The sequence below is a fragment of the Paenibacillus mesotrionivorans genome (assembly GCF_046098205.1).
Taxonomy (GTDB): Bacteria; Bacillota; Bacilli; order Paenibacillales; family NBRC-103111; genus Paenibacillus_AR; species Paenibacillus_AR mesotrionivorans.
Genome location: NZ_JBJURJ010000005.1, coordinates 94700 through 115633 on the forward strand (window position 1 = coordinate 94700; position 20934 = coordinate 115633).

Consider the following 20934-nt stretch of genomic DNA (forward strand, 5'->3'; position numbering starts at 1 on the left):
CGGGCTTTTTTTGTTTACCAAAACTTGATAAGGGAGAAGGAATGACACATGGGTATATTGGAAAGCATCGACAGCTGGATATGGGGTCCACCCCTTCTGATTCTGGTCATGGGAACCGGCATTCTGCTTACGGTCAGGCTCGGTCTGCTGCAAGTGCTGCGCCTACCGAAGGCGCTCCGGCTCATCGGCAAAGCTCCTAACGAAGGAAATGGCGATATAAGCAGCTTCGGGGCTCTCAGCACAGCACTGGCCGCGACTGTGGGTACGGGAAATATTGTCGGCGTAGCTACTGCCATCAAGATGGGAGGCCCCGGCGCGCTTTTCTGGATGCTATTGGCCGCGTTCTTGGGCATGGCTACCAAATATGCAGAAGGTCTGTTGGCGGTTAAATACCGGGTCAAAGACAAACACGGGCAATTTTCCGGAGGGCCCATGTATTACATTGAAAACGGTATGGGGCGTCGTTTTAAGCCGTTAGCCATCCTGTTTGCCGCCAGCGGCGTCCTTGTTGCCCTGTTTGGTATCGGCACTTTCCCCCAGGTGAATGCCATTGTCACCTCAACCGAATCCAGCTTTGGCATTCCTGTGGCGGTAACCGCAGTTGTGATCGCTATCCTGACTGCTGTCGTTACCATCGGCGGCATTAAAAGCATCTCCAACGTTTCTACCAAAATTGTGCCTTTTATGTCTGTTCTGTATGTTGCAGCTTGTCTTGGCGTTCTGATCCGGTTTGCCGGAGAGCTCCCATCCGTTATCGCGCTTATTTGGGAATCCGCCTTCTCCGCCACGGCGGCAAGCGGCGGCTTTGCCGGAGCAACTATTATGCTGGCCCTGAGAAGCGGCGTAGCCAGAGGTATTTTCTCCAATGAATCGGGATTGGGGAGCGCCCCCATCGCCGCAGCTGCAGCCAAAACCAAATGGCCGGCAGAGCAAGGGCTGATTTCCATGACCGGGACATTTATCGATACGATCATTATCTGTAATCTGACAGGCTTGGCTCTCCTTGTATCCGGCGTATGGAACGGCAGCAGCGCAGGGGCAAGCATGACGCAGGATGCCTTCGCAAGCGCCTTCCCTGCCTTCGGCGCCGAAATCATCACTGTCTCCCTTATCCTTTTTGCCTTCACCACGATAATCGGCTGGAACTATTACGGTGAACGCTGCGTCGAATATCTCGTCGGTGTCAAAGGAATCAAACCCTACCGTTACATTTTTGTAGCCATTGTTGCAGGCGGCGCTTTCATCAAGCTGGACGCCATCTGGCTGCTGGCAGATATCGTCAATGGCTTAATGGCCTTCCCCAATCTGATTGCCCTTATCGCCTTGTCTGGAGTAGTTGTGGCGGAAACCCGCAAATACCGGAAACATACCCAAGACGAGGCAGCGGCTAAATTTTCATTGAAGTCAGACGGCTTGCCGAAAGCGGAATAACCCGATTGGCAGCAGCAAAAGGCGTCCCGGAGGACGCCTTTTTGTATGCCTTTTTCCGGCTTGCCGTATTAATAGCCGAGCATCGACTTGGTTTTAGCGAATACATCGTTGGCCATTTTGGTGTAGCGGGCGGAGCCGTTGGCCTCCGCTTGTTTGACGTATGCATCCCAGCCGGAGTTGATGTCCTGCTGGCCGGTAATAAACTTCAGGGTAGCAGTGGAAATAAAGTCCATCAGCGGCTTGGAGATCAGGTTCATTTGCTCGCCTTCATCCGCAGAAGCCATGATGGGCGGAGCCGACTTCCGGGGCTGACGGTTCTTCAGAACACGGTCTGTAAAGTTCTTCTCGCCTTCTGTCATTTTGGACAAACGCAGCTTGGTGGTGCCGCCGTAAGCGAATACGCCGTTGGCAAAGCCATAATCCACGTTCAGCTTTTTGGTGCCGGTGGGGTTCATGCCGTTATAGGTAATATCCTTGGTCAGGGCAAAGTTGCCGTTGGCGTCCTTGGTATAGGTTTCGCCTTCCACACCCCACAGGCTCAGGGTTTGGCCTTCATCGGAATACCAGAGCCAGTCAACAAAACGCAGCATCTTGATGAATTTCTCCTGACCCAGCTCATCCAGCGCTTTTTTGCTGATCATCACGCCATTTTCCAGACGGGAGTTTTCAATTTGCGGCAGACCCTTGGGACCGCCTGGTTGAATGGTCATGTACAGGTCGGCGTTGGGCACCTGCATCTTGGCCTTGGATTCAGCCAGGAACTGGTAGTTGCCGTTGATCACATAGGTGTCACCCTTGTAGAACTTGGCCCGGGCGGCATCATCGTTTTGCGTGAAAGACTCAGGGTCCAACAGGCCTTCCTTCACCAGTTTGTTCAGGTAGGTTACATAAGCCTTATAGTCGGCGGTAGTATTGGCGAAATAAAATTCCTTCTTGTCCTTGTCAAACTGCAAACCATTGGCTTGACCCCAACCAGCGGTTACGCCGTAGGTTATGGCGGCAATATTCATGGTAGATTTGCCGGTGTACTGGTCGGACCATACATATTTGGCACCTGTAAACGTCTTTACCTTTTTAAGCGCTTCATAAAAATCTTCATAGGTCCACTTGTTTTCCAATGCTTCCACATCTACGCCGGCAGCCTTGAACACATCCTTGCGGATCACGTAGGAGTATCCGCCGCCGGCAGACTCCCACAGGCCGGGAAGCACATAATACTTGCCGTTAGCCTGCAGCTTGGCTTGCAGGTCACTCTCCAGCCCCCAATCCTTCACAGCCTTGGTATAGTTGGGCATATATTTCACCCAGTCGCTGATGGGAACAATCTGTCCGCCTGCCACAAAAGATGCTTCCTCATAGGTTTTGGGAATGATGTACGGGGCGTCGCCGCTGTTGACCAGGAGGGATTTCTGGTTTTCATATTCCGTCCGAGCTGTCACCGTCAGCTTCATATTCACATTGCTTTTTTCGGTGATGGCGCTCCACAGCCGCCAGTTTTGTTTGTACGGGTAGGCTTCGTTATCGCTGTACATAACGGAATAAGTGACAGGCTCGTTGGACTTGAAGGTTTTGTTTTCGCCGTACGTGTAGTCCAGCTTGGATTCATCCACCGGGGCACTGGCATTCGGCGAGGAGCCGGAATCCTTGGAATCGCTGCATGCAACCAGCCCTGCTGCCATAATAACAGCCAACGTACCACTCATAACTTTGCTAATTGTTTTCATACGAACCTCCCTGTACTTTTTTGCGCCAGCAAAAACTGGCCTCGTAAGCTTCTTCTGGATTTTGGCATGTATGGCGCAAAGACCGAAGAACCCCCCCGGGATTTACGCGTTTTAATGAGGAGCGGTGCAAAGCTGCGGCAAGCGCTTGCCTAATCAGCCCTTAACCGAACCAATCATCATACCCTGAACGAAATACTTCTGCACAAACGGGTAAATGCAGATAATGGGCAGTGAGGTCAGCACCATGGCTGCGGACTTGATGGTGGCGGCGATTTGCCGGTCAGTCTCGGAGCTGGCCCCTGCTTCCGCCGCGGTGCCTCCCAGACTATCGATCAGTTGGCGCAGATAAAGCGCTACCGGCCACTTGTCCTTGGACTGGAGGTACAGTGACGGACCAAACCAGTTATTCCACAAGCCCACCATGCTGAACAGTACCATCGTGGCCAGAATCGGCTTGGACAAGGGTACCGTAATCCGGGTAAAGATGCCGTACACACCCAGTCCATCCACCTTGGCCGCCTCTTCAATCTCGCCAGGAAGGCTGGAGAAGAAGGTTTTTACCAAGATCACGTTAAAAGCGCTGATGGCGCCGGGGATGACAATGGCCCAGATGGTATCCCGCATACCCAGGGATTTGGCGATCATAATGTAGTTGGGAATCAGTCCGCCTCCGAAGTACATGGTAAATAACACGAAGGGGATGAAGAACTTGTTCAGCCGCAGCCGCTCCTTGGAGAGGGGGTACGAAATGACGGCAGTGGCGGTTACCGAGATGACCGTTCCCACTACTGCATACAGGATGGTGTTGCCGTAATACTGGAAGAACTCGGGTTTGCTGAGGATGATCTTGTAGGTTTCAAAGGTGAATTCCACGGGATACAGGAATACCTTGCCCGCATAAATGGATGCTTCCGAGCTGAAGGACTGGGCGATCAGATAGACAAAGGGATACAGCGTCACCAAACAGACGAAGGTCATGATGATGGCATTGAATACCTGAAACAGCCGGTACGAAAACGTTTCTTTTATCATTGTGCCGCTCCTTTCTACCAGAGGCTGGTTTCGGTTGTCCGCTTGGATACTTCATTGGCCAAGGTTACCAAAATCAGTCCGATAATCCCTTCGAATAATCCCACCGCGGTAGCATAGCTGAAATTGCCGCCGGTATTGCCGAAGTTGCCGCCGCCGATACCCATCCGGTATACGAAGGTAGAGATAACATCCGCTTTTTCATAGGTAAGCGGGTTATAAAGAAGCAGGATTTTCTCGAAGTTCGAACCCAGAATGCCGCCGATGTCGAGAATCAGCAGTGTCATGACCGTTGGCAGAATGCCGGGGATGGTCACATGCCACGCTAACCGGGCGCGGCTGGCGCCGTCAATTTTGGCGGCTTCGTACAGCTCCGTATTGATGCCGGTCATAGCCGCCAGGTAGAGAATCGTACCCCAGCCCAGACCCTGCCAGATGCCCGACGCCACGTAGATGGTCGGGAACCATTGGGGCAGCTGCAGGAAGGCAATTTTGGCATGTCCCAGATTTTCCAGGAGAGTGTTGACAGGACCTGTGCTGGACAGCAGCTCCTTGACCATACCCGCCACAATAACCATAGAGATAAAGTGGGGCAGGTAAGAGATGGTTTGAACCAGTTTTTTGGTCCTGATCCGGCGCAATTCATTAAGAAGCAAAGCAAAACCCAGCGTTAACGGAAAGCGGAACAGCAGATAAATAATGCTCAGCGACAGTGTATTCCGGAACGCCCGCCAAAAGTTGGGGTCCTTCATAAACATCTGGAAATATTTGAAGCCTACCCATTCAGTACCCAGGAAGTTGGGTCCGCCGCGGTATTTGCGGAAGGCGATAATATTGCCGATCATCGGCGCATATTTGAAGATCAAAAAATAGATGACCGGCAGGATCAGGAAGGTGTAAATTTTCCACTCTTTTTTGACGTGCCTCCACAGCGGCTCTTTTTTCAGGGGATAAATCTTGGTCTGGCTCAGCTTTTCCTCCAGTTGGACTGACATGCCTCCACCTCCTCCGTTTTAATAAATCGTCCGGTTCAGTTCGTCGGGAATGCCCGATTTGCGGTAGAAATACGTATTGACCATATCCCGCCATTCCCGGGCATGAAGCCGCTGCTCCTCCAGACGGGAGGCAGTGCTGCGGTGAATTTCCTCCGGCACCTTCCCGGCCAGCTCCAGCCACATCCGCACCATGGCATCCGCTTCCTCCACCCCTTCAAAATGGGTGTTGTAGATATGCTGGATCAGGGTTGTGCCGCCGGACAGCCGATGGTTGTAGGGAACGTAATGGAAGAACAGCAGCAGTTCCTCGGGACAGGTCTCCACAGTGTTGTACATGGATGCGTTCGGCTCCTTGTACTGGGTGGTGTAGCCCGTTCCCTCCGTGCTGCGGTCCACGCCTATCCCCTTGTGGTCCGCCCGGTGGTAGGTGCCCCATCTGTCATATTCATATCCGTCCACATTGGGCCCGTAATGATGGTTAGGGTTAACCATCCAGCCGATGCCCAGCGGGGAGGTGTATTTCTCGTAGGTTTTCCATGAGCCCATCAGGATGTTCTCCACCACGGCCAGCACCCGGGGATCGGTTCCGAAGGTCAGCGTTGCCCATTCCCGGGCGATCTCCTCGGAGGTGAGGGACGGGTCGAAGCTGAGTCTTCCGAAGCCGTACCAGTTGGCTGCGGCCAGATCATGGCCGGTCCAGTTGGAATCATCCCCCGTATTGGCCACGGCTGCCATGCCGCAATTGGTACGCCCGTGGGTTTTGCCGCTGGCGATATCCCTTACCGTGTCTTTTTCCGGAGCACAGTGAGTTCGGAAATCCAATACCTCGCGGAACATGGGGATCAGATAGCATACATGACGCTGCTGCCCGGTATATTCCTGGGCAATCTGAACCTCCAGCATCTGGTTGGTGGCCTCAAGTCCTCCGAAGAGGGGAGAAACCGGCTCCCTTACTTGAAAATCCATGGGACCATTCTTGATTTGGAGAATGACATTATCGTGAAAAGTGCCGTCCAGGGGCTGGAAGTGATCGTAGCCTGCCCGCGCCCGGTCTGTTTTGCGGTCCCGCCAATCCTGCTTGCAGTTGTATACGAAGCAGCGCCAGATGATCAGTCCGCCCCACGGCTTGATGATATCCGCCAGCATATTGGCCCCGTCGGCATGGGTCCTGCCATAGGTGAAGGGGCCGGGGCGCCCTTCGGAATCCGCCTTGATGAGGAAGCCGCCCAGGCCGGGCAAAGCCTCGTACACCTCCTGCAGCTTCTCTTGCCACCAGCTGACCACACCGGCATCCAGCGGGTCGGACGTATCCAGGCTGCCCAGCTCCAGCGGAGCGGCGAAGTTCAGGCTCAGGAAAAGCCGGATCCCGTATCCGGCAAAAATATGCTGCAGGCTGCGGAGCTTATCGAAGTACCGGCCGGTAATCAGGCTGGTGGCCGCATGCTTTACGTTGACGTTGTTGATCACAACTCCATTGATGCCAACGGATGCAGCCAAACGGGCGTAATCCCGGGTCCGGTCATTAACCAGTATTTCGTCATTCTGAAAAAAGAAGGATTTCCCGGAGTAGCCCCGTTCAATACTGCCGTCCATATTGTCCCAATGGTTCAGCATGCGCAATGGGTTATCCGGGGTTTGGCTCTCCCGGATCTCCTGGACGGGAACCTCGGCCTGCAGCCGGCGGAGGAGCTGGAAGATACCGTACAGCACACCGGCAGAGCTTCCGCCTTCGATGGTATAGGCGGCTTCGCCGGGGTAGATCCGGTAGGCCTCTGTCTTGAGCTCAGGGCTCACCTGGAGCCGGATACCGGCTTCCTCCGGTGCTTCCGTCCGGGGCAGCTCCACCCCGAACATCCCTTGGGCTGCCAGCTGCAGCTCCCGGATGCCGCTGTCCAGAACGGCATCCCCTTCTTGCGTATATACTCCCGTCAGATACTGGCGGAAACCGGGTTCACTGACCGTCCGGTAACACAGCCACGCCTGAGAATGTGCCATTCCCGATTTCACCTCTTTCGCTGATCTCATACTCTCCGTCTGCCGTTACTGTGAGTGCCTGCGGAGCTTTGCCGGTGAGAAACCGGCTTCTTTCGTCAGGCTGGGAGGTACCGGCGTAGACCGTATAGCTTCCCTTCAACACCCGGCGGACGCCTGCCTCATCGCATAAGCTGAATGCCTCCAAGGGCAGCTGAAGGGTAATCTCCTGCTCATCTCCCGGCTGGAGGCGCACCTTGCGGAAGGCCTTTAATTGCGGATTCGGCGTATGGTCGCGATCCGCCTTCACATACAGCTGGACCACCTCTCCGCCTGCCATGCTGCCCATATTGCGCAATTTTACAGTCACTTGTATGCCGGCTTCGGTAATATGGGACGTATCCGCTTTCACTCCGTCCAGATGGAAGTCGGTATAGGATAAGCCGTACCCGAAGGGATACAAAGGCTCTGATTGCATATAGCGGTATGTGCGGTTCTTCATGGAGTAATCCGTAAACTCCGGCAGCTGGTCGTCTTCCTTGTAGAAGGTAACCGGAAGCTTGCCTTCCGGGGAGAATTCCCCGAAGATAGCCTCGGCAATGGCTTTGCCGCCCTGTGAACCGGGATACCAGCCTTGGATAACGGCAGGCACATGGGCATCCGCCCAATCCACTGCCAGCGCACTGCCCGACAGCAGCACCAGAATCACCGGCTTGCCGCTTTCGTAAGCGGTTTTCAGCACTTCGCTTTGCAGCCCCGGCAGCTTCAGGTTCGGCTTGTCACCACTGGCAAATTGATTGCCTTGGTCCCCTTCCTCACCCTCCAGGCCGGAATCCAGCCCCAGGCATACGACAATCACGTCGCTCTCCTTGCAAACGCCCTTCACCTCGGAAATCCGGTCATTTTCCAGTCCCAATCCGCTCATCCGGTTCTTGTATAAATGGCAGCCCTCCGAATAGAATACCCGGACGTCCTCGCCTACATAGTCCTGGATTCCTTCCACCACCGTAATGTAACGGGAGGCGGTGCCTTCATAATTGCCTACCAGCGCCCTCCGGTTATCGGCATTGGGACCGATAACGCCAATGGTGCGAATGGTTTTTTTGTCAAGAGGCAGCAGCTGGTTCTCATTCTTCAAAAGCACCAGACATTCCCGGGCAGCCTTGCGGTTCAGTTCGCGCATGGCATCCGAATCCACCTGATCATACCGGATCGTGGAGTACGGCACCTTCTCCTGCTCCTCAAACAGCCCCAGCTTCATCCTCGTGGTGAACAGCCGGATTACAGCCTGGTCAATCTGCTCCTCGGTCACCAGTCCGTCCTTCACGGCTTCCAGCAGATAAACGAAGATGTTGCCGCAATTCAGATCACAGCCGTTTTTCACAGCAAGCGCAACGGATTCAATAGGAGTTTCCGTCACCTTATGGTGTTCATGGAAATCCCGGATGGCCCAGCAGTCGGATACCACATGGCCTTCAAATTGCCAGCTATCCCGAAGAATTTTCTTCAACAGAAGCTCGCTGCCGCAGCACGGTTCGCCGTTAGTGCGGTTATAGGCGCCCATAACCGCTTCCACCTTGGCTTCCTGTACACAGGTGCGGAAAGCCGGCAGATAGGTTTCGTACAGATCCTGCTCGGACACCACAGCGTCGAATTGATGGCGGATATCCTCAGGTCCCGAATGGACGGCGAAATGTTTGGCGCAAGCGGCCACCTTCATATATTGTTCATCCTGGCCCTGCAGCCCCCGGATAAACCGGACAGCCAGCCGGGAGGTCAGATGCGGGTCCTCGCCGTAGGTTTCATGGCCCCGGCCCCAGCGGGGATCGCGGAAAATATTCACGTTGGGAGCCCAGAAGGTCAGCCCTTTATAAATGTCGGTATCATCGAATTCCTGCTGCATGTTGAACTTGGCTCTCGCCTCCGTGGAAACGGCATCCGCCACCTCCTCCAGCAATTCCTCGTCAAAGGTTGCCGCCAGCCCGATGGCCTGGGGGAATACCGTTGCCACACCGGCTCTGGCCACTCCGTGCAAGCCTTCATTCCACCAATTATAAGATTTAACCTCAAGGCGCTCAATAGCCGGCGCCGTATGCAGCATTTGATAAACCTTTTCTTCCAGAGTCATCCGGCCGACCAGCGCTTCAGCCCGTTCCCGGTACTCCTTCAATTTGGTTGCGTTCTTGACCAGCTCCATCATCCAAATCCACATCCTCTCTCTTTGTCATGCTGAAGACAGCAATATATGCTATAGTAGACATATGGCTAGTTTCGTAAAAATAAGGGATTTAATGGCATATGAAAATAATGAATACGGTTACAACTTTCATGTAAGCCCTTAAATTTTACTTGCTACACCTTTATTATAGCCATTCCAGGTGTGGTTTCTCCTTGATTGTTGCGATCCATTAATCAAAAATTGCTATTTTATTTCACCTTTGAAAGGATGTATATACTCATGATTGAAATTCTCCACGGCACCCATGAAACCGTGTCCTATGAGGAGCGCTTCGGCATCCGCTTGTATCTGAACGAGCAAGCCGAGGATTATCCAATCCATTGGCATACTGCCGCAGAGATTATTATGCCGCTGGAGAATTGGTATAAAGCCGTTGTGAACGGCACCGAGCATGTCCTGCAGCCTGGCGACATTCTGGTGATTCCCCCCGGGGAGCTGCACCAGCTGTTTGCTCCTCCCCACGGCAACCGGATCATTCTGCAGTTTGACAGCACCCAGCTCCATATGCTGAACGGCTTTGCCTCCAGTCTGCATCTGCTCCGCCCCTGCACCGTCGTCCGCAAGGATACGGATGAAGGGCTTCACAGCGTGCTCAAGCCGCTTTTGCTGGACATTATGGAGGAATATTTCAGCAATACGCTTCTCAAGGAAGCAGCGGCCTATTCCTTCCTGATCCAATTCTTCGTTACGCTGGGCCGGCACTTCCTGAAGGGGGAGAACCGCTTTCCCAATACCACCAGCCGCAAGCAGCATGAATATATGGAAAAGTTTTTGGAGGTTTGCGATTACATCAATTCCCACTGTGCGGAAACCCTCCAATTGGACGACCTAGCTGCTCTGGCCGGCTTCAGCAAATACCATTTTATCCGGCTGTTCAAGCAGTTTGTGGGGATGTCCTGCTACAGCTATCTGAACCAGCAGCGGATCATGTATGCGGAGAAGCTGCTCATCGATCCCAGCCTGTCCATTACCGATGTGGCCATGCAGTCCGGCTTTGTAAGCTTGGCTACCTTCAACCGCGTTTTCAAAACCTACAAAAACTGCACCCCCACCCAGTACAAGCTGCTTCAGGGCGTCCATATTCTCAACGAGGCCTGATTGATGCAGACGGGTATCCTTTTTTGAAAACAAACTAACCCGGCCTGAGTGTGTTCAGGCCGGGCTTTACGTGCAGAAACTGCGTCGGAACAAGGCTTTACAGCGCTTACTCCGGTATGATGGTGGACAATGCGTGTTTGTACAGCATGCTTTGTTTGCCCGAGCGTGCCCGGACCAGAACCACAAATTTGTCAAAAGCCTCGATTCTTCCCTTCAACGGAACTCCATTCACGGTAATGACGGTGCATTCCCGCTTTTCCTTCCACAACTGATGAAGCTGTTCATCCTGGTTGACGGTCATAGCCATCCCTCTCTCTCTATCAGGTTTGCTATTCCCTTCTACTATAGCACACGGCCGGCGATACCATCCAAGATTTGATTGGAAAGATCAGGTTTATTTTTTTGTGTGCACCGCTGCTGCTGCCATTATCACGGAGGAGTTGGCGTGGGTTTTTTGACAATGGTAAAATTGCTCTCCAGCAAAAGCCAGTTCTGCGGGAACGGAAGCCCCAGCTTCCAGTAGCTGATTCCCCGGATACCCAGCTCCTTCAGCAGATTGAATTTGGCCTGGATGGACCGGGCATCCTCAAACCAAACCACATGCTCCTTGCCTTCACTTGTATAGTTAAAATGGGGCGCCTGCGCCTGGTAGTCATACTGAATGGCAACGCCGTTTTGTCTGGCCAGCTCTATGGCTGCTTGGGGACTTACCGCCCGGGCAAAGGGTCCGCCCTGCACAAAAGGCAGGGTCCAGTCATACCCGTACAGGTTTTGCCCCATCATAATTTTGTTGGCGGGAATCTCTGTGAGTGCATATTCCAGCACCCGGCGCACCGGGCCGATGGGTGAAACCGGCTGGGGCGGGCCACCGCTGTAGCCCCATTCGTAGGTCATGATCACCACAAAGTCCACAATCTGGCCGTGGGCTCTGTAATCATGGGCCTCGTACCATTTGCCCTGCTGGGTTGCGCTGGTTTTGGGCGCCAACGCGGTAGAGATCAGATACCCCTTTGCATGAATTCGGGCAGCCGCTTTGCGCAGAAACGCATTGTATGCCTCCTTGTCCGCGGGGCGCAGGAACTCCATGTCAAAGTGGATATCCCGGAAGCCCAGACGGTCTGCTGTAGACAGGATGTTATCCAGCAGCGTGTTTTGCAGCTCCTCGTTGCTCAGGATGACCTGCCCCAGCTCGTCGCTGAAGCGGTCATTTTCCAGATTGGTGACCACCATCATCAGGGTCACGCCGTTGTTGCGGGCAATGTCTGGCAGACCGCCTAATGGAGGCGCCTGAAGGGTTCCGTCCCGGTTGATTCTGAAGCTGAAGGGCGCCAGATAGGTGAGGCGGGGCGCCGCCTGCCGGGATGCCTCGGTCAGGGCTGCGCTGACCTCATTGCCGCGGGGCTCCACGTAGGCATTGACCTCCGCTCTTCGTTTGGGCTGCGGGGGGATGTAGAGGCGGGTGCCGATGGTGAGGGTCCCACTTACCGGAATCCGGTTGACGCGGGCCAGCTCCTGGTACGGGATCCCCCACTGCCTGCCGATGCTGTAAAGGGAATCTCCCCGTTTGACCCAATAATAGGAGCCTTCGATGGGAATCACCAAGGCCTGGCCTACCACCAAACCCACGGCAGCGGGGATTTCATTGGCTGCGGCAATAGCGTCCACTGTAGTGCTGTACGACTGCGCGATGCCAAACAAGGTTTGTCCTGCTTGCACAACATGAATTTGCACAATTCTCCTCCTCCGGAATGTCCTGTCCTGCCATTACTATCACACATATGCGGGACGGCCCGGGATAAGACGCAAAAATTGCGCTGGAGGTATTTGAGTAAATTTGGGCTGTTAGCCCCCGGCGGGCTAACGGAAGCCAGAGTCTCATGCCCCCTCAGGCTAACGGAAGCCAGAGCCCTTATTTGAGCAAAAAAGCCGCTTTTGAAATTCTAACGGCGGCCACGGACGTTATTTGAGCCAAAAGGGCTTGCAGCAGCCCATGTGGAGGCAAATAACGGCGCTCACTTCCGTTAGATTTCTAAACAGCTTGTTTTGGAGTAAATAAGGGCCGTGGCTTCCGTTAGAACGGACTGAGGCGACCCGGTAAGCACGGAGGCCGCGCAGGTATTCGATTTATCGCATAAAATCGTGTACTTCTTATCGCATACAATCATGTACTTCGCCCGCTTGGGGGCGATTATATTCGATATGTCGCATATAATCGAGCCTTCTCCCATCTAGAGCGACGCCCTCTCCCGCCTCCGTCTTAGCTATCTGCCCCTTCCGCCTCCAGCCGGTCCATTTCCGCTTCCAGGAACGCACGAGGGATCTGCTCCCCAATAAACACCACCACATCGGGGACGTTGATCTGGGGTGTGATCTTCATAAAGTCCGCCTGCCTGTAGGCATACTGGAATAGGTAGCGGCTTGAGGTATCCTTGAAGGTAAGCACACCCTTGGCCCGGTATACCTCCTCCGGCAGACGCCCTACCAGAGCTTCGAAGGCCTCGCTGTCCACCGGACCCGAAAGATACCGGGTGTATACCATGACATGCTCATGGCTGTGGTGATACCCACCAGAATGTTCATGCTCATGGTGATCATGGTCGTGGTGGTGATTATGGTCGTGATCGTGGCCACAACCACATCCATGCTCCTTTTGCTCACCGCCATGCTCATGCCCGCAGCTATGTTCTTCCCCATGCCCATGCTCCGCCCCGTGTCCATGCCCTTCTCCGCAGGCGCATCCGGCGTTCTTCTGCTTCGGCGAACCGTCCAGCCGGTCCAGCAGACTCAGGTCAATGTCCGATTTCACTGCGCGAACCAACAACCCATGGGGATTCCACCCCCGCAGCGTCTCCTCCAGGGAAACCAGCACCGGCTCGTCCACCAAATCGGTTTTGTTCAGAACGATCAAAGAGGCACAGCGGCTCTGCTCCTCCAGCAAACGGTAGGTTTTGCCTGATGCCTTGGCCGTTTCATCCACCAGCATAGCCGCATCCGCAACGGTAATCACACCCTTCAGCTCCATGCGGGTATACAGGGACGCCTCCGTTACGCCGTCCAGGATTTCCATAGGATTGGCCACACCGGTAGCTTCAATAAATATGGCATCGGGGGCTTCATCCCGGATCAGCTGCTGCACCGCAATCCCCAGATCCCCTTGGACCGTACAGCAGATGCACCCGTCCAGAAGCTCCGCCATAGGAACCTCCAGGCCAACGGCCACACCGTCCAGATTCACCTCGCCCAGCTCATTCATCACAACAGCGGGCTTCTGCCCCTTTTCTTGCAGGGACCGGATGATCCGGCTTAATAAGGTCGTTTTGCCGCTCCCCAAAAACCCTGCCAATATATAGACCGGCACAGGATGCTCCATCCACATGCTCCTCCTTCAAGGCTCGTGTCAAAAGAGCCGCTCAATGGTAATTGTTACGATTACTCACAATGGTAATACTATAGTCTCTGGATTTCAACCTGTCAATCGAAGGGTTCTGTGGTACACTTGGAACAAGCCGGAAGCCGCTATACGGCTTCACTACTAAACAAGGAGCCTCAATATGGAAACCTCCGTCCAGATTCACCGGCGTGAAGCCCCGTCCAGCGTCCGGTGTATGATTTTGACCCTATCCGATACCCGTACTCCCGATACCGACAAAAGCGGCCAGACCATCCGGCAGCTGCTGGAGGAGGCAGGGCATGTAGTGACCAAATACCATGTGATCAAAGACGACAGAGCCGGCATACAGGAGCTGCTGCTCCAGGCGGCCGCAAATCCTGAGGTAGAAGCGGTTCTGATGAACGGCGGAACGGGCATTGCCCCCCGGGATAACGCCTACGAGGCGGTGAAGGAGCTCCTGGACAAAGAAATGCACGGCTTCGGCGAAATTTTCCGCTACCTGAGCTTTACGGAGGATATTGGCACAGCCGCCATCTTGAGCCGCGCCATTGCCGGTGTAAAGGGGCAGACCGCCATTTTCTCCATGCCCGGATCAACGGGAGCCGTTAAGCTGGCCATGACCCGGATCATCCTGCCCGAGCTGGGACATGTGATGCGGGAAATCTACAAGCAAAAATAACCGCAGCAGCCTCGCCGCTACAGCCTATAGCACAAAAAGCCCCTGAAGACACGGACCTCCGTCCGCAGTTCTCCAGGGGTTCTTTCATTGCACTACAATAAACTACACAATATTGTTAATGCGAAGGAACTGGCCGATCTTCATGTCGCTTTTGCTGATGTGGGACAAAAGCCAGTCCGTCAGGGTGCGGTTCAGCTTCAGAGTGGTAACCACGGTGGCGCCCTGGTTCTGGATGCTGGCTTCCAGCTCCAACACGGAGGCTACGAAGTCATCGTGATCTTTTTTGTGCTCGGCGTACTCTGGGTAATTGTACTTCAGCATGATTTCTTCCTCCGAACGGAAATGCTCCACGGTATAGTCCCTGAGAAAAGCAAGGGTTTCCATAATTTTATCCTTGCCCTTCTGCTGGATGCACGCGTCCAAAAATTCATTCAGCTTCACCACCAGCTCCTGATGCTGCTGGTCCACTTCATCAACCCCGATATTGTACGTCTCTCTCCATGAGATCATTGCCTTCACTTCTCCCTTATGCGTTCCGGAATATGACCATTACCTCTTTCATTAAAACGATTTCCTCCCTCCGCATACCGTAAAATCCATCACAATTTCTTTAAAATTTCGATAAAATATGGATAAAATGTTCAAATGATGTCGGTATTGGTCGCGAGGGCCACGGCGCCACAGAACAAAAAAAAGCGCCGAAGCTTCGCTTCAGCGCTAAACCGGCTACTTGCCGCGGAACACCCACAGCTTGCTGCCGATATAATTTACCACCACCGTGACGGCGGTCACTCCTATTTTGGCTATCAGCGGGTGGAGGCCCAGGCCGGTCTTGAGAACATACAGCAGCGCGATGGATAACAGAAGCGTACCAATATTCACCAGGACAAACCGGGCGAATTCCCCCTTGTCCACCCGGCCCGCCTTCCGGTTCTCCGCGCCGGCTGCACCCTTGCCTCCAAAGGTCCACAGCTTGTTCACCACATAGCTGTTCATCGTCCCGGCTGAATAGGAGAACACCTGAGCCACCAGGTATTGCACCCCGAACCAGGTCAGGAGCGCATACACCAGAAAGTCCACCGCCGTATTCATAACCCCTACCAGTCCGAACTTGATAAATTGGATCAGCCCCAACATCCGGCCGCCGTTATCTGCTGACAGGGACGGCCCCTTCGCCTGTTCCATAACGGAGTGTCCGGCTTCCCCCTGCTCTTCAACCATATTTCATCCACCGCTTTCTCTCACCCATGTTCATCCAGCCTAACCCAAGCTTTACCGTAGTCAGCGGACCCGTTCCGGCTCAGGGGCCTGTTCACGGGTGCTGGAAGCTCCACCCTTCACCTCTTGTATGATGTACAGAGGCCGGTCCTTGGACTCATCGTAAATCCGGCCGATATATTCACCGATGATGCCCAGCAGGATCAGCACAATACCGTTAAAAAACAGGTTAATAGCCACAGTGGATGCCCATCCGGCCGTGGTGGACTCGGTAAACAGCGCCTGGTACAGCACCACCAGCAGATAGATGAAGCTTAAGCCCGAAAGAAAAAATCCCAGATAAGTAGCCAGCTTTAACGGCTTGTACGAAAAGGAGGTAATGCCGTCCATGGCGAAGCGGATCATCTTCTTCAAGGGGTACTTGGTTTCCCCCGCCCAACGCTCCTCCCGCACATACTCCACGGAGGTCTGGCGGAAGCCTACCCAGCTGACCAGGCCGCGGACAAAGCGGTTCTTCTCCTTCAGCCCCCGCAGCACATCCGCCACCTTGCGGTCGATCAACCGGAAATCTCCGGTGTCCACAGGAATTTCGACATTGGTCATGCTCCGCAGAAGCCGGTAAAAAAACTTGGCCGTTGCTTTTTTGAATATCGTCTCGCCCTTGCGCTTGGAGCGTTTGCCATACACAACATCGAAGCCTTCCTTCCACTTGCCGATCATCTCGAGAATAATGGAAGGCGGGTCCTGTAAATCCGCGTCAATCACCACAATCGCCCTGCCCGCGGCATAATCCATACCGGCAGTAATGGCAATCTGATGGCCGAAGTTCCGGGAGAAATCCAGAAGACGGACGTTGGAATCACTGTCGCACAGCCGGCTGACAATCTCCACCGTTCTATCCCGGCTGCCGTCATTGACGAACAGCAGCTCGTAGGACTCCCGGGTTTGATCCATAACTTCCTTCAAGCGTTTGTAGGTTTCCTCAATAACCGCCTCTTCGTTATACATCGGAACGATAATCGAATACTGTACCATGTTTCCTTCCCTCCTGCCGTCCCGACCGGCCAAGCCTGCATCGGGGCAGCTTTCTCGATATAAGCGGTTTTGTCATGTCCACCGCAGTCTAATTGCTGTAGAAATACCAGGTGCCGAACCAGCGCAGCACATTGGCCACATAGGACTTGTCCACCACCATGCCGGACAGAACCGGATAGAACAGGATAAACAGCAGCAGCGCGGTCCCCATATACAACCAGTTTACCCAACGCCGCATCCCGAACTCCTCATTCAGAATCTTGAAGACATAAACCAGGCACAGCACGATAAACGGCACCATGGCAAAATAGTGATAGATAAAGGTCAGCCGGGTGACCAGCATCCATGGAAGATACTGGGAGCAGAAGGCGGTCAGGATGACGATCATCCCTTTTTCCCTTCTGCGGATGGCCAGAACGGTAACAATGATGACCGCCACAAGGCCCAGCCACCACACCAGCGGATTGCCCATGGATACTATGCTCGATACCTGTCCGGCAGGCAGCAGCGATTGCCCGGAGTAGAACCAGATGGGCTTCACGATAAACGGCCATTCCCACCAGGGGGAGGCAAAGCCGTGAGTCGCCACCAGTTTGCTGTGGTAGTCCCACATGTCTTTTTGATACTGGATCAGATGGTCCAGGGAGAAACCCTCCCCGGGAACTGTCATATACGGGATAAAAGAGGCGCTGTAAATGATCCCCGGAATGATAACGAAGAACGGAATACACCATAAAACCGTTTTGATAAGGGAGGGCCAGAACAGCCTGCGGACCCGCTCAAGGGCAATCCGCTGCAGGGCCGGGTCGTTATCCCCCCTGCCGGTTTGATCGGCGTCCGTGATCCACAGCAGGGCATTCTTCCGCCTGCCGCCACCGGAGCGGCCTTCAGGCTGGCCCTCCGCCTGCAGCGCATCTCCTGCTGCCTGGTATTCCCGGAATCTCCCGTAGAGAGAAGCGAAGAATAGCACGGCCAAACCAGCGCCTCCGTAAAGCACAATCCACTTGCTGGCAGCACCGATGCCGAAGAACAGACCCGACAGGAACAGCGGCAAGAGCGTCTTCCGCAGCGGAACCCGGTAGAAGCTCATGGTCATATACTTGTACATAAAGTAGAACATCAGCATGATGAAGAACACGCCGTACGTATCAATCGTTGCAATCCGCGTCTGGGCAAAATGCATAAAGTCAAAGGTGAACAGGAATGCCGCCATAAACGCCAGATGAGTCGAGCGGAACAGCCGCTTTCCGAACACATACATAATCGGAACCATGGCGATTCCGAACAGATTGCCCATGATCCGCCAGCCGAAAGGATTCATCCCGAACAGCTTGATGCCGATGGCAATAATCAGCTTGCCCAGCGGAGGATGGGTATTTTCGTACGGCTTGATGTTGTGGATATGCTCATACGCGGTGCGCGGATGATAGATTTCGTCGAAATAACTGCCGTCCATATATGTCGGATGGTAAGGGGAGTCCTCCGGTTCGTCGAACAATAACGAAATAGAGCCGCGCACAGGAGGCGTCATGCCATCGGTATGTATAGAAGCCACAGCCAGCGGCCGTTCCCCGTCCTTTTCAAAGAAAGCCAGCTCGCTTAAAGAAATGCCGCCCGTTTCCACAGTAAACTTCGCATAACGGGCTTCCACATCCGTTTTCAGCACACTCCACGTGAAGAACTTGGTGTAGGTGACATCCACGGTCTGCGGATTAGCCCAGGCTTCGGGCGTTTCCTTGGCAAATTCGATTTTTAGCTTGCCCTCACCAATTTCGGCGTAGCTGTTGACCCGCTCAATATGCTTCACGGAGCCAAAATCCACATAGAAGCTTTCGCCGCTGACCGCCGGCTCCCACACGGTTTCCGGGGCCTTCAGCGATCCCAGGTTATAGAAGGACACCGCAGCATATACCGCCGTCAATCCCAGCATCAGCTGCCAGTCCCGCCGCGTCATACCAAGGCGCAGGTTTTCCGGCAAGCCTTTGGACGGCTTTGTTCCCTCTATGCTGTTCGCCAAGGCAGTATCCCGAAGTGCGTGCTCCAGCTTTGGATCATAAACGGGACGCACCTGCCCCTTCACAAACACATCATAGCCGATTTTCAGCAAATAACCAAATAAAGTCAGGCTTGCAAAGGATACCAGCAGCATAACCCCGTCCGTTTTGGCCGGTGTTGCCCCGTCCCAGCTCAGGTTCAGCACATACGCTACGTTCAGGTAATGACAGACGGATAATCCTACAAAGGACAGCAAGAGACGCCTGTCCTTCACATAAATGAAGGCGGCCAGGAGCAGGGCTACTGCCGGGAACCAGTAGCGTTCATGCATTTTGGAGCCGAAGAGGAACATGGTGGAAATCAGCACCAGCCCGATAAAATACGGCAGTCCCTCGGTGTGGTGCTTCCCCTTCAGGAAATAATACAACGCCAGCCCCACGGCAACAAAAATAAACAGCGTGCCCCAGGTACCATACGAGAACAAAATGAACGTATCCCCAAGCGGCTTCCAGTTCCCAAGTGTAAGGGCGTACAGATTAAAGGCGTTTAATGAGGCAAAAGGGTACGACATCAGTGTTTCCTTGTATAAATGGAAGATCCACGCGGGCTTCATGGACAAGGAAAACGGAAGAATCCCTGCCAGGAAAACAGCCAGGCCGCTGGCAGCCGATTGGAGCAGTACCTTCCAGCTTTTGGTCTGCCAAAAGAAAAACAGCAGCACCGGCGTAAAAATTAATGCCTGGGGTTTGATCAGAACCGCAAGGGCGAACAGGATACCCGCTCTAATCGCCTTTTTGTCCCGGACCGCATTCAGGGTCAGGAGCAGGAACAAGGTGAAGAAGGAATCCACCTGGCCCCAGTTGGCCGAGTTGACCAGAACCGCCGGGTTGAACACATATAGCAGCGCAATCCCGAAGGCGGCGCCTTGACCCAGCTTTTTAACGGCCATCCGGTAGAACAAACCTGCCGTAGCCAGGTCCGCCAGCATAGCCGGCAGCTTCATCAGAATAAGCAGCGGCAGGGAATCCATGGCCAGGTTATAGAAGCTCTGGATTTTGCCGAGCACATACAGCACATAGATGTATCCGGGAGGGTAGTCCACGAACATATCCGTATCGTAAAAATGAGTCAGCCCGCCGCTTGCGGCATGGGAGGCCCAGGCCTTGAAGGTATTCATGTCGCTGACATAACCCTGGCTTTTGGCCAGGACCAGCCGCCACACCAGCCCGGCGGACAGAAGCCCGAACAGCCACAGTTGGGCTTGTGTGGGTGAAAAACGCTCCAAACGGTCCTTGCGGAACAGATTTATGTATGCAATGCCGTACAGCATAAAGAAAGCCAGAGCATACCCCATCAGCTTGAAGGGGGTGCCTGTGGTGGCGGCGGCCGGTTTGCCGTCCGATCCCGTGGAGGTTTTGGCTTCGCTGAAGGAACCGACAGTGACGCCTGCAGGAGCGGTGTCTACCTCCTCCAGCTTGATGTCGTCAAACCAGGCTTTCCCTTTATTCAAGCTGCCGTATCCTCCCAGGCGCGCGGCAACCTTCATTTCCTTTTGTTTGTCCCCGGTTCTGCCATACAGCTCTACGAACAAAAATTCGCCGCCGGTATCCAGCAGATCGGCGGACATATCCATGGAGCCCAGCACCGACAGGTTGGCTCCCTTAAAACCGCTTGTGGCCCCCTCCGCCCTGATCCAGCCGGAGAGCTTGTACAAGGTTTTGGGCTTAACCTCTACCTTTTGTACCCATTTCGCATCGTTTTCTCTCGTACTCTCGATATAAGCGGCCTTGCTGCCACTATGAACGGGTGAATCCGTTACTGTAAACCTGCTGTAGGAATCCCCGCTGTTCCAGACATCCGTTTCCCAAGATGAAGCGCCTTCTTCAAAACCGGAATTATGTAAAAGACCCTCTGCGGCAAACCCAACACCTGCCCACAAAAACAAACCCAGCAAGGAGCAGATTCCCAGCTTTCCCAACCACGACTTCATCTTCGCGACCTCCACCCGTCTCTCGCATTCTTCTACCATTATGCCAAATGGATACCCGAATGAACAAGTACATCACGCCAAAAACACCAAAAACCGCCAAAATCCCAAGGATAAACGCCTATCACAAAGCAAACCCGGC

At 54.0% G+C, this 20934-nt stretch carries 15 protein-coding genes; 3 read left to right on the top strand and 12 right to left on the bottom strand.

The window, feature by feature from the left end; translation table 11 throughout:
- The first annotated feature begins 48 nt into the window (after positions 1-48).
- A complete protein-coding gene (locus tag ACI1P1_RS08805) occupies positions 49-1431 on the top strand; it encodes an alanine/glycine:cation symporter family protein (protein ID WP_416216004.1) in 1383 nt (460 codons plus the stop codon).
- Between the two features lie 68 nt (positions 1432-1499).
- Here ACI1P1_RS08805 and ACI1P1_RS08810 read toward each other — a convergent pair whose 3' ends face one another.
- The 5 genes from ACI1P1_RS08810 to ACI1P1_RS08830 all read right to left on the bottom strand — a co-directional run bounded on the left by ACI1P1_RS08810 (position 1500) and on the right by ACI1P1_RS08830 (position 9350).
- Entirely contained in the window at positions 1500-3155 is a 1656-nt protein-coding gene (locus ACI1P1_RS08810; RefSeq protein ID WP_416216005.1) for an ABC transporter substrate-binding protein, read from the bottom strand.
- Positions 3156-3308: 153 nt separating this feature from the next.
- Positions 3309-4133: a carbohydrate ABC transporter permease gene (locus ACI1P1_RS08815; RefSeq protein ID WP_416216228.1), complete on the bottom strand. Its 825-nt coding sequence runs from the start codon at positions 4131-4133 to the stop codon at positions 3309-3311.
- 68 nt (positions 4134-4201) lie between these two features.
- Positions 4202-5179: an ABC transporter permease gene (locus ACI1P1_RS08820; RefSeq protein WP_416216006.1), complete on the bottom strand. Its 978-nt coding sequence runs from the start codon at positions 5177-5179 to the stop codon at positions 4202-4204.
- Between the two features lie 18 nt (positions 5180-5197).
- The gene (locus tag ACI1P1_RS08825; RefSeq protein ID WP_416216007.1) at positions 5198-7174 is read right to left on the bottom strand and encodes a glycoside hydrolase family 20 zincin-like fold domain-containing protein; all 1977 of its coding nucleotides are present in this window, start codon (positions 7172-7174) and stop codon (positions 5198-5200) included.
- Entirely contained in the window at positions 7131-9350 is a 2220-nt protein-coding gene (locus ACI1P1_RS08830) for a glycoside hydrolase family 3 C-terminal domain-containing protein (RefSeq protein ID WP_416216008.1), read from the bottom strand. The genes ACI1P1_RS08825 and ACI1P1_RS08830 overlap by 44 nt, the downstream gene beginning before the upstream one ends.
- Positions 9351-9608: 258 nt before the next feature.
- On the opposite strand from ACI1P1_RS08830, the gene ACI1P1_RS08835 reads away from it, so the two are divergent.
- Positions 9609-10487 carry a helix-turn-helix transcriptional regulator gene (locus ACI1P1_RS08835; protein WP_416216009.1) on the top strand — a complete coding sequence of 293 codons (879 nt, stop codon included), beginning with the start codon at positions 9609-9611 and terminating at the stop codon, positions 10485-10487.
- Between the two features lie 106 nt (positions 10488-10593).
- On the opposite strand, the gene hfq is transcribed toward ACI1P1_RS08835, so the two are convergent.
- The 3 genes from hfq to ACI1P1_RS08850 all read right to left on the bottom strand — a co-directional run bounded on the left by hfq (position 10594) and on the right by ACI1P1_RS08850 (position 13857).
- Positions 10594-10788: an RNA chaperone Hfq gene (hfq, locus tag ACI1P1_RS08840; RefSeq protein WP_416216010.1), complete on the bottom strand. Its 195-nt coding sequence runs from the start codon at positions 10786-10788 to the stop codon at positions 10594-10596.
- A gap of 128 nt (positions 10789-10916) precedes the next feature.
- The gene (locus ACI1P1_RS08845) at positions 10917-12218 is read right to left on the bottom strand and encodes a glycosyl hydrolase family 18 protein (protein ID WP_416216011.1); all 1302 of its coding nucleotides are present in this window, start codon (positions 12216-12218) and stop codon (positions 10917-10919) included.
- Between the two features lie 526 nt (positions 12219-12744).
- Complete coding sequence (locus ACI1P1_RS08850; protein ID WP_416216012.1) at positions 12745-13857, bottom strand: CobW family GTP-binding protein; 1113 nt, start codon at positions 13855-13857, stop codon at positions 12745-12747.
- Positions 13858-14038: 181 nt separating this feature from the next.
- Between ACI1P1_RS08850 and ACI1P1_RS08855 the strand changes: the two genes are divergently transcribed.
- Complete coding sequence (locus tag ACI1P1_RS08855; protein ID WP_416216013.1) at positions 14039-14557, top strand: MogA/MoaB family molybdenum cofactor biosynthesis protein; 519 nt, start codon at positions 14039-14041, stop codon at positions 14555-14557.
- A gap of 102 nt (positions 14558-14659) precedes the next feature.
- Here the strand turns inward: ACI1P1_RS08855 and ACI1P1_RS08860 are convergent, their stop codons facing one another.
- From ACI1P1_RS08860 to ACI1P1_RS08875, 4 genes are all read right to left on the bottom strand, one after another.
- Positions 14660-15067 carry a bacteriohemerythrin gene (locus tag ACI1P1_RS08860; RefSeq protein ID WP_416216014.1) on the bottom strand — a complete coding sequence of 136 codons (408 nt, stop codon included), beginning with the start codon at positions 15065-15067 and terminating at the stop codon, positions 14660-14662.
- Positions 15068-15283: 216 nt separating this feature from the next.
- Positions 15284-15778: a GtrA family protein gene (locus ACI1P1_RS08865; protein WP_416216015.1), complete on the bottom strand. Its 495-nt coding sequence runs from the start codon at positions 15776-15778 to the stop codon at positions 15284-15286.
- 60 nt (positions 15779-15838) lie between these two features.
- Positions 15839-16810, bottom strand: coding sequence for a glycosyltransferase family 2 protein (locus ACI1P1_RS08870; protein ID WP_416216016.1), 972 nt, complete (start codon positions 16808-16810; stop codon positions 15839-15841).
- An 88-nt stretch (positions 16811-16898) separates the two neighbouring features.
- The gene (locus ACI1P1_RS08875) at positions 16899-20795 is read right to left on the bottom strand and encodes a glycosyltransferase family 39 protein (RefSeq protein ID WP_416216017.1); all 3897 of its coding nucleotides are present in this window, start codon (positions 20793-20795) and stop codon (positions 16899-16901) included.
- Between the last annotated feature and the right edge of the window lie 139 nt (positions 20796-20934).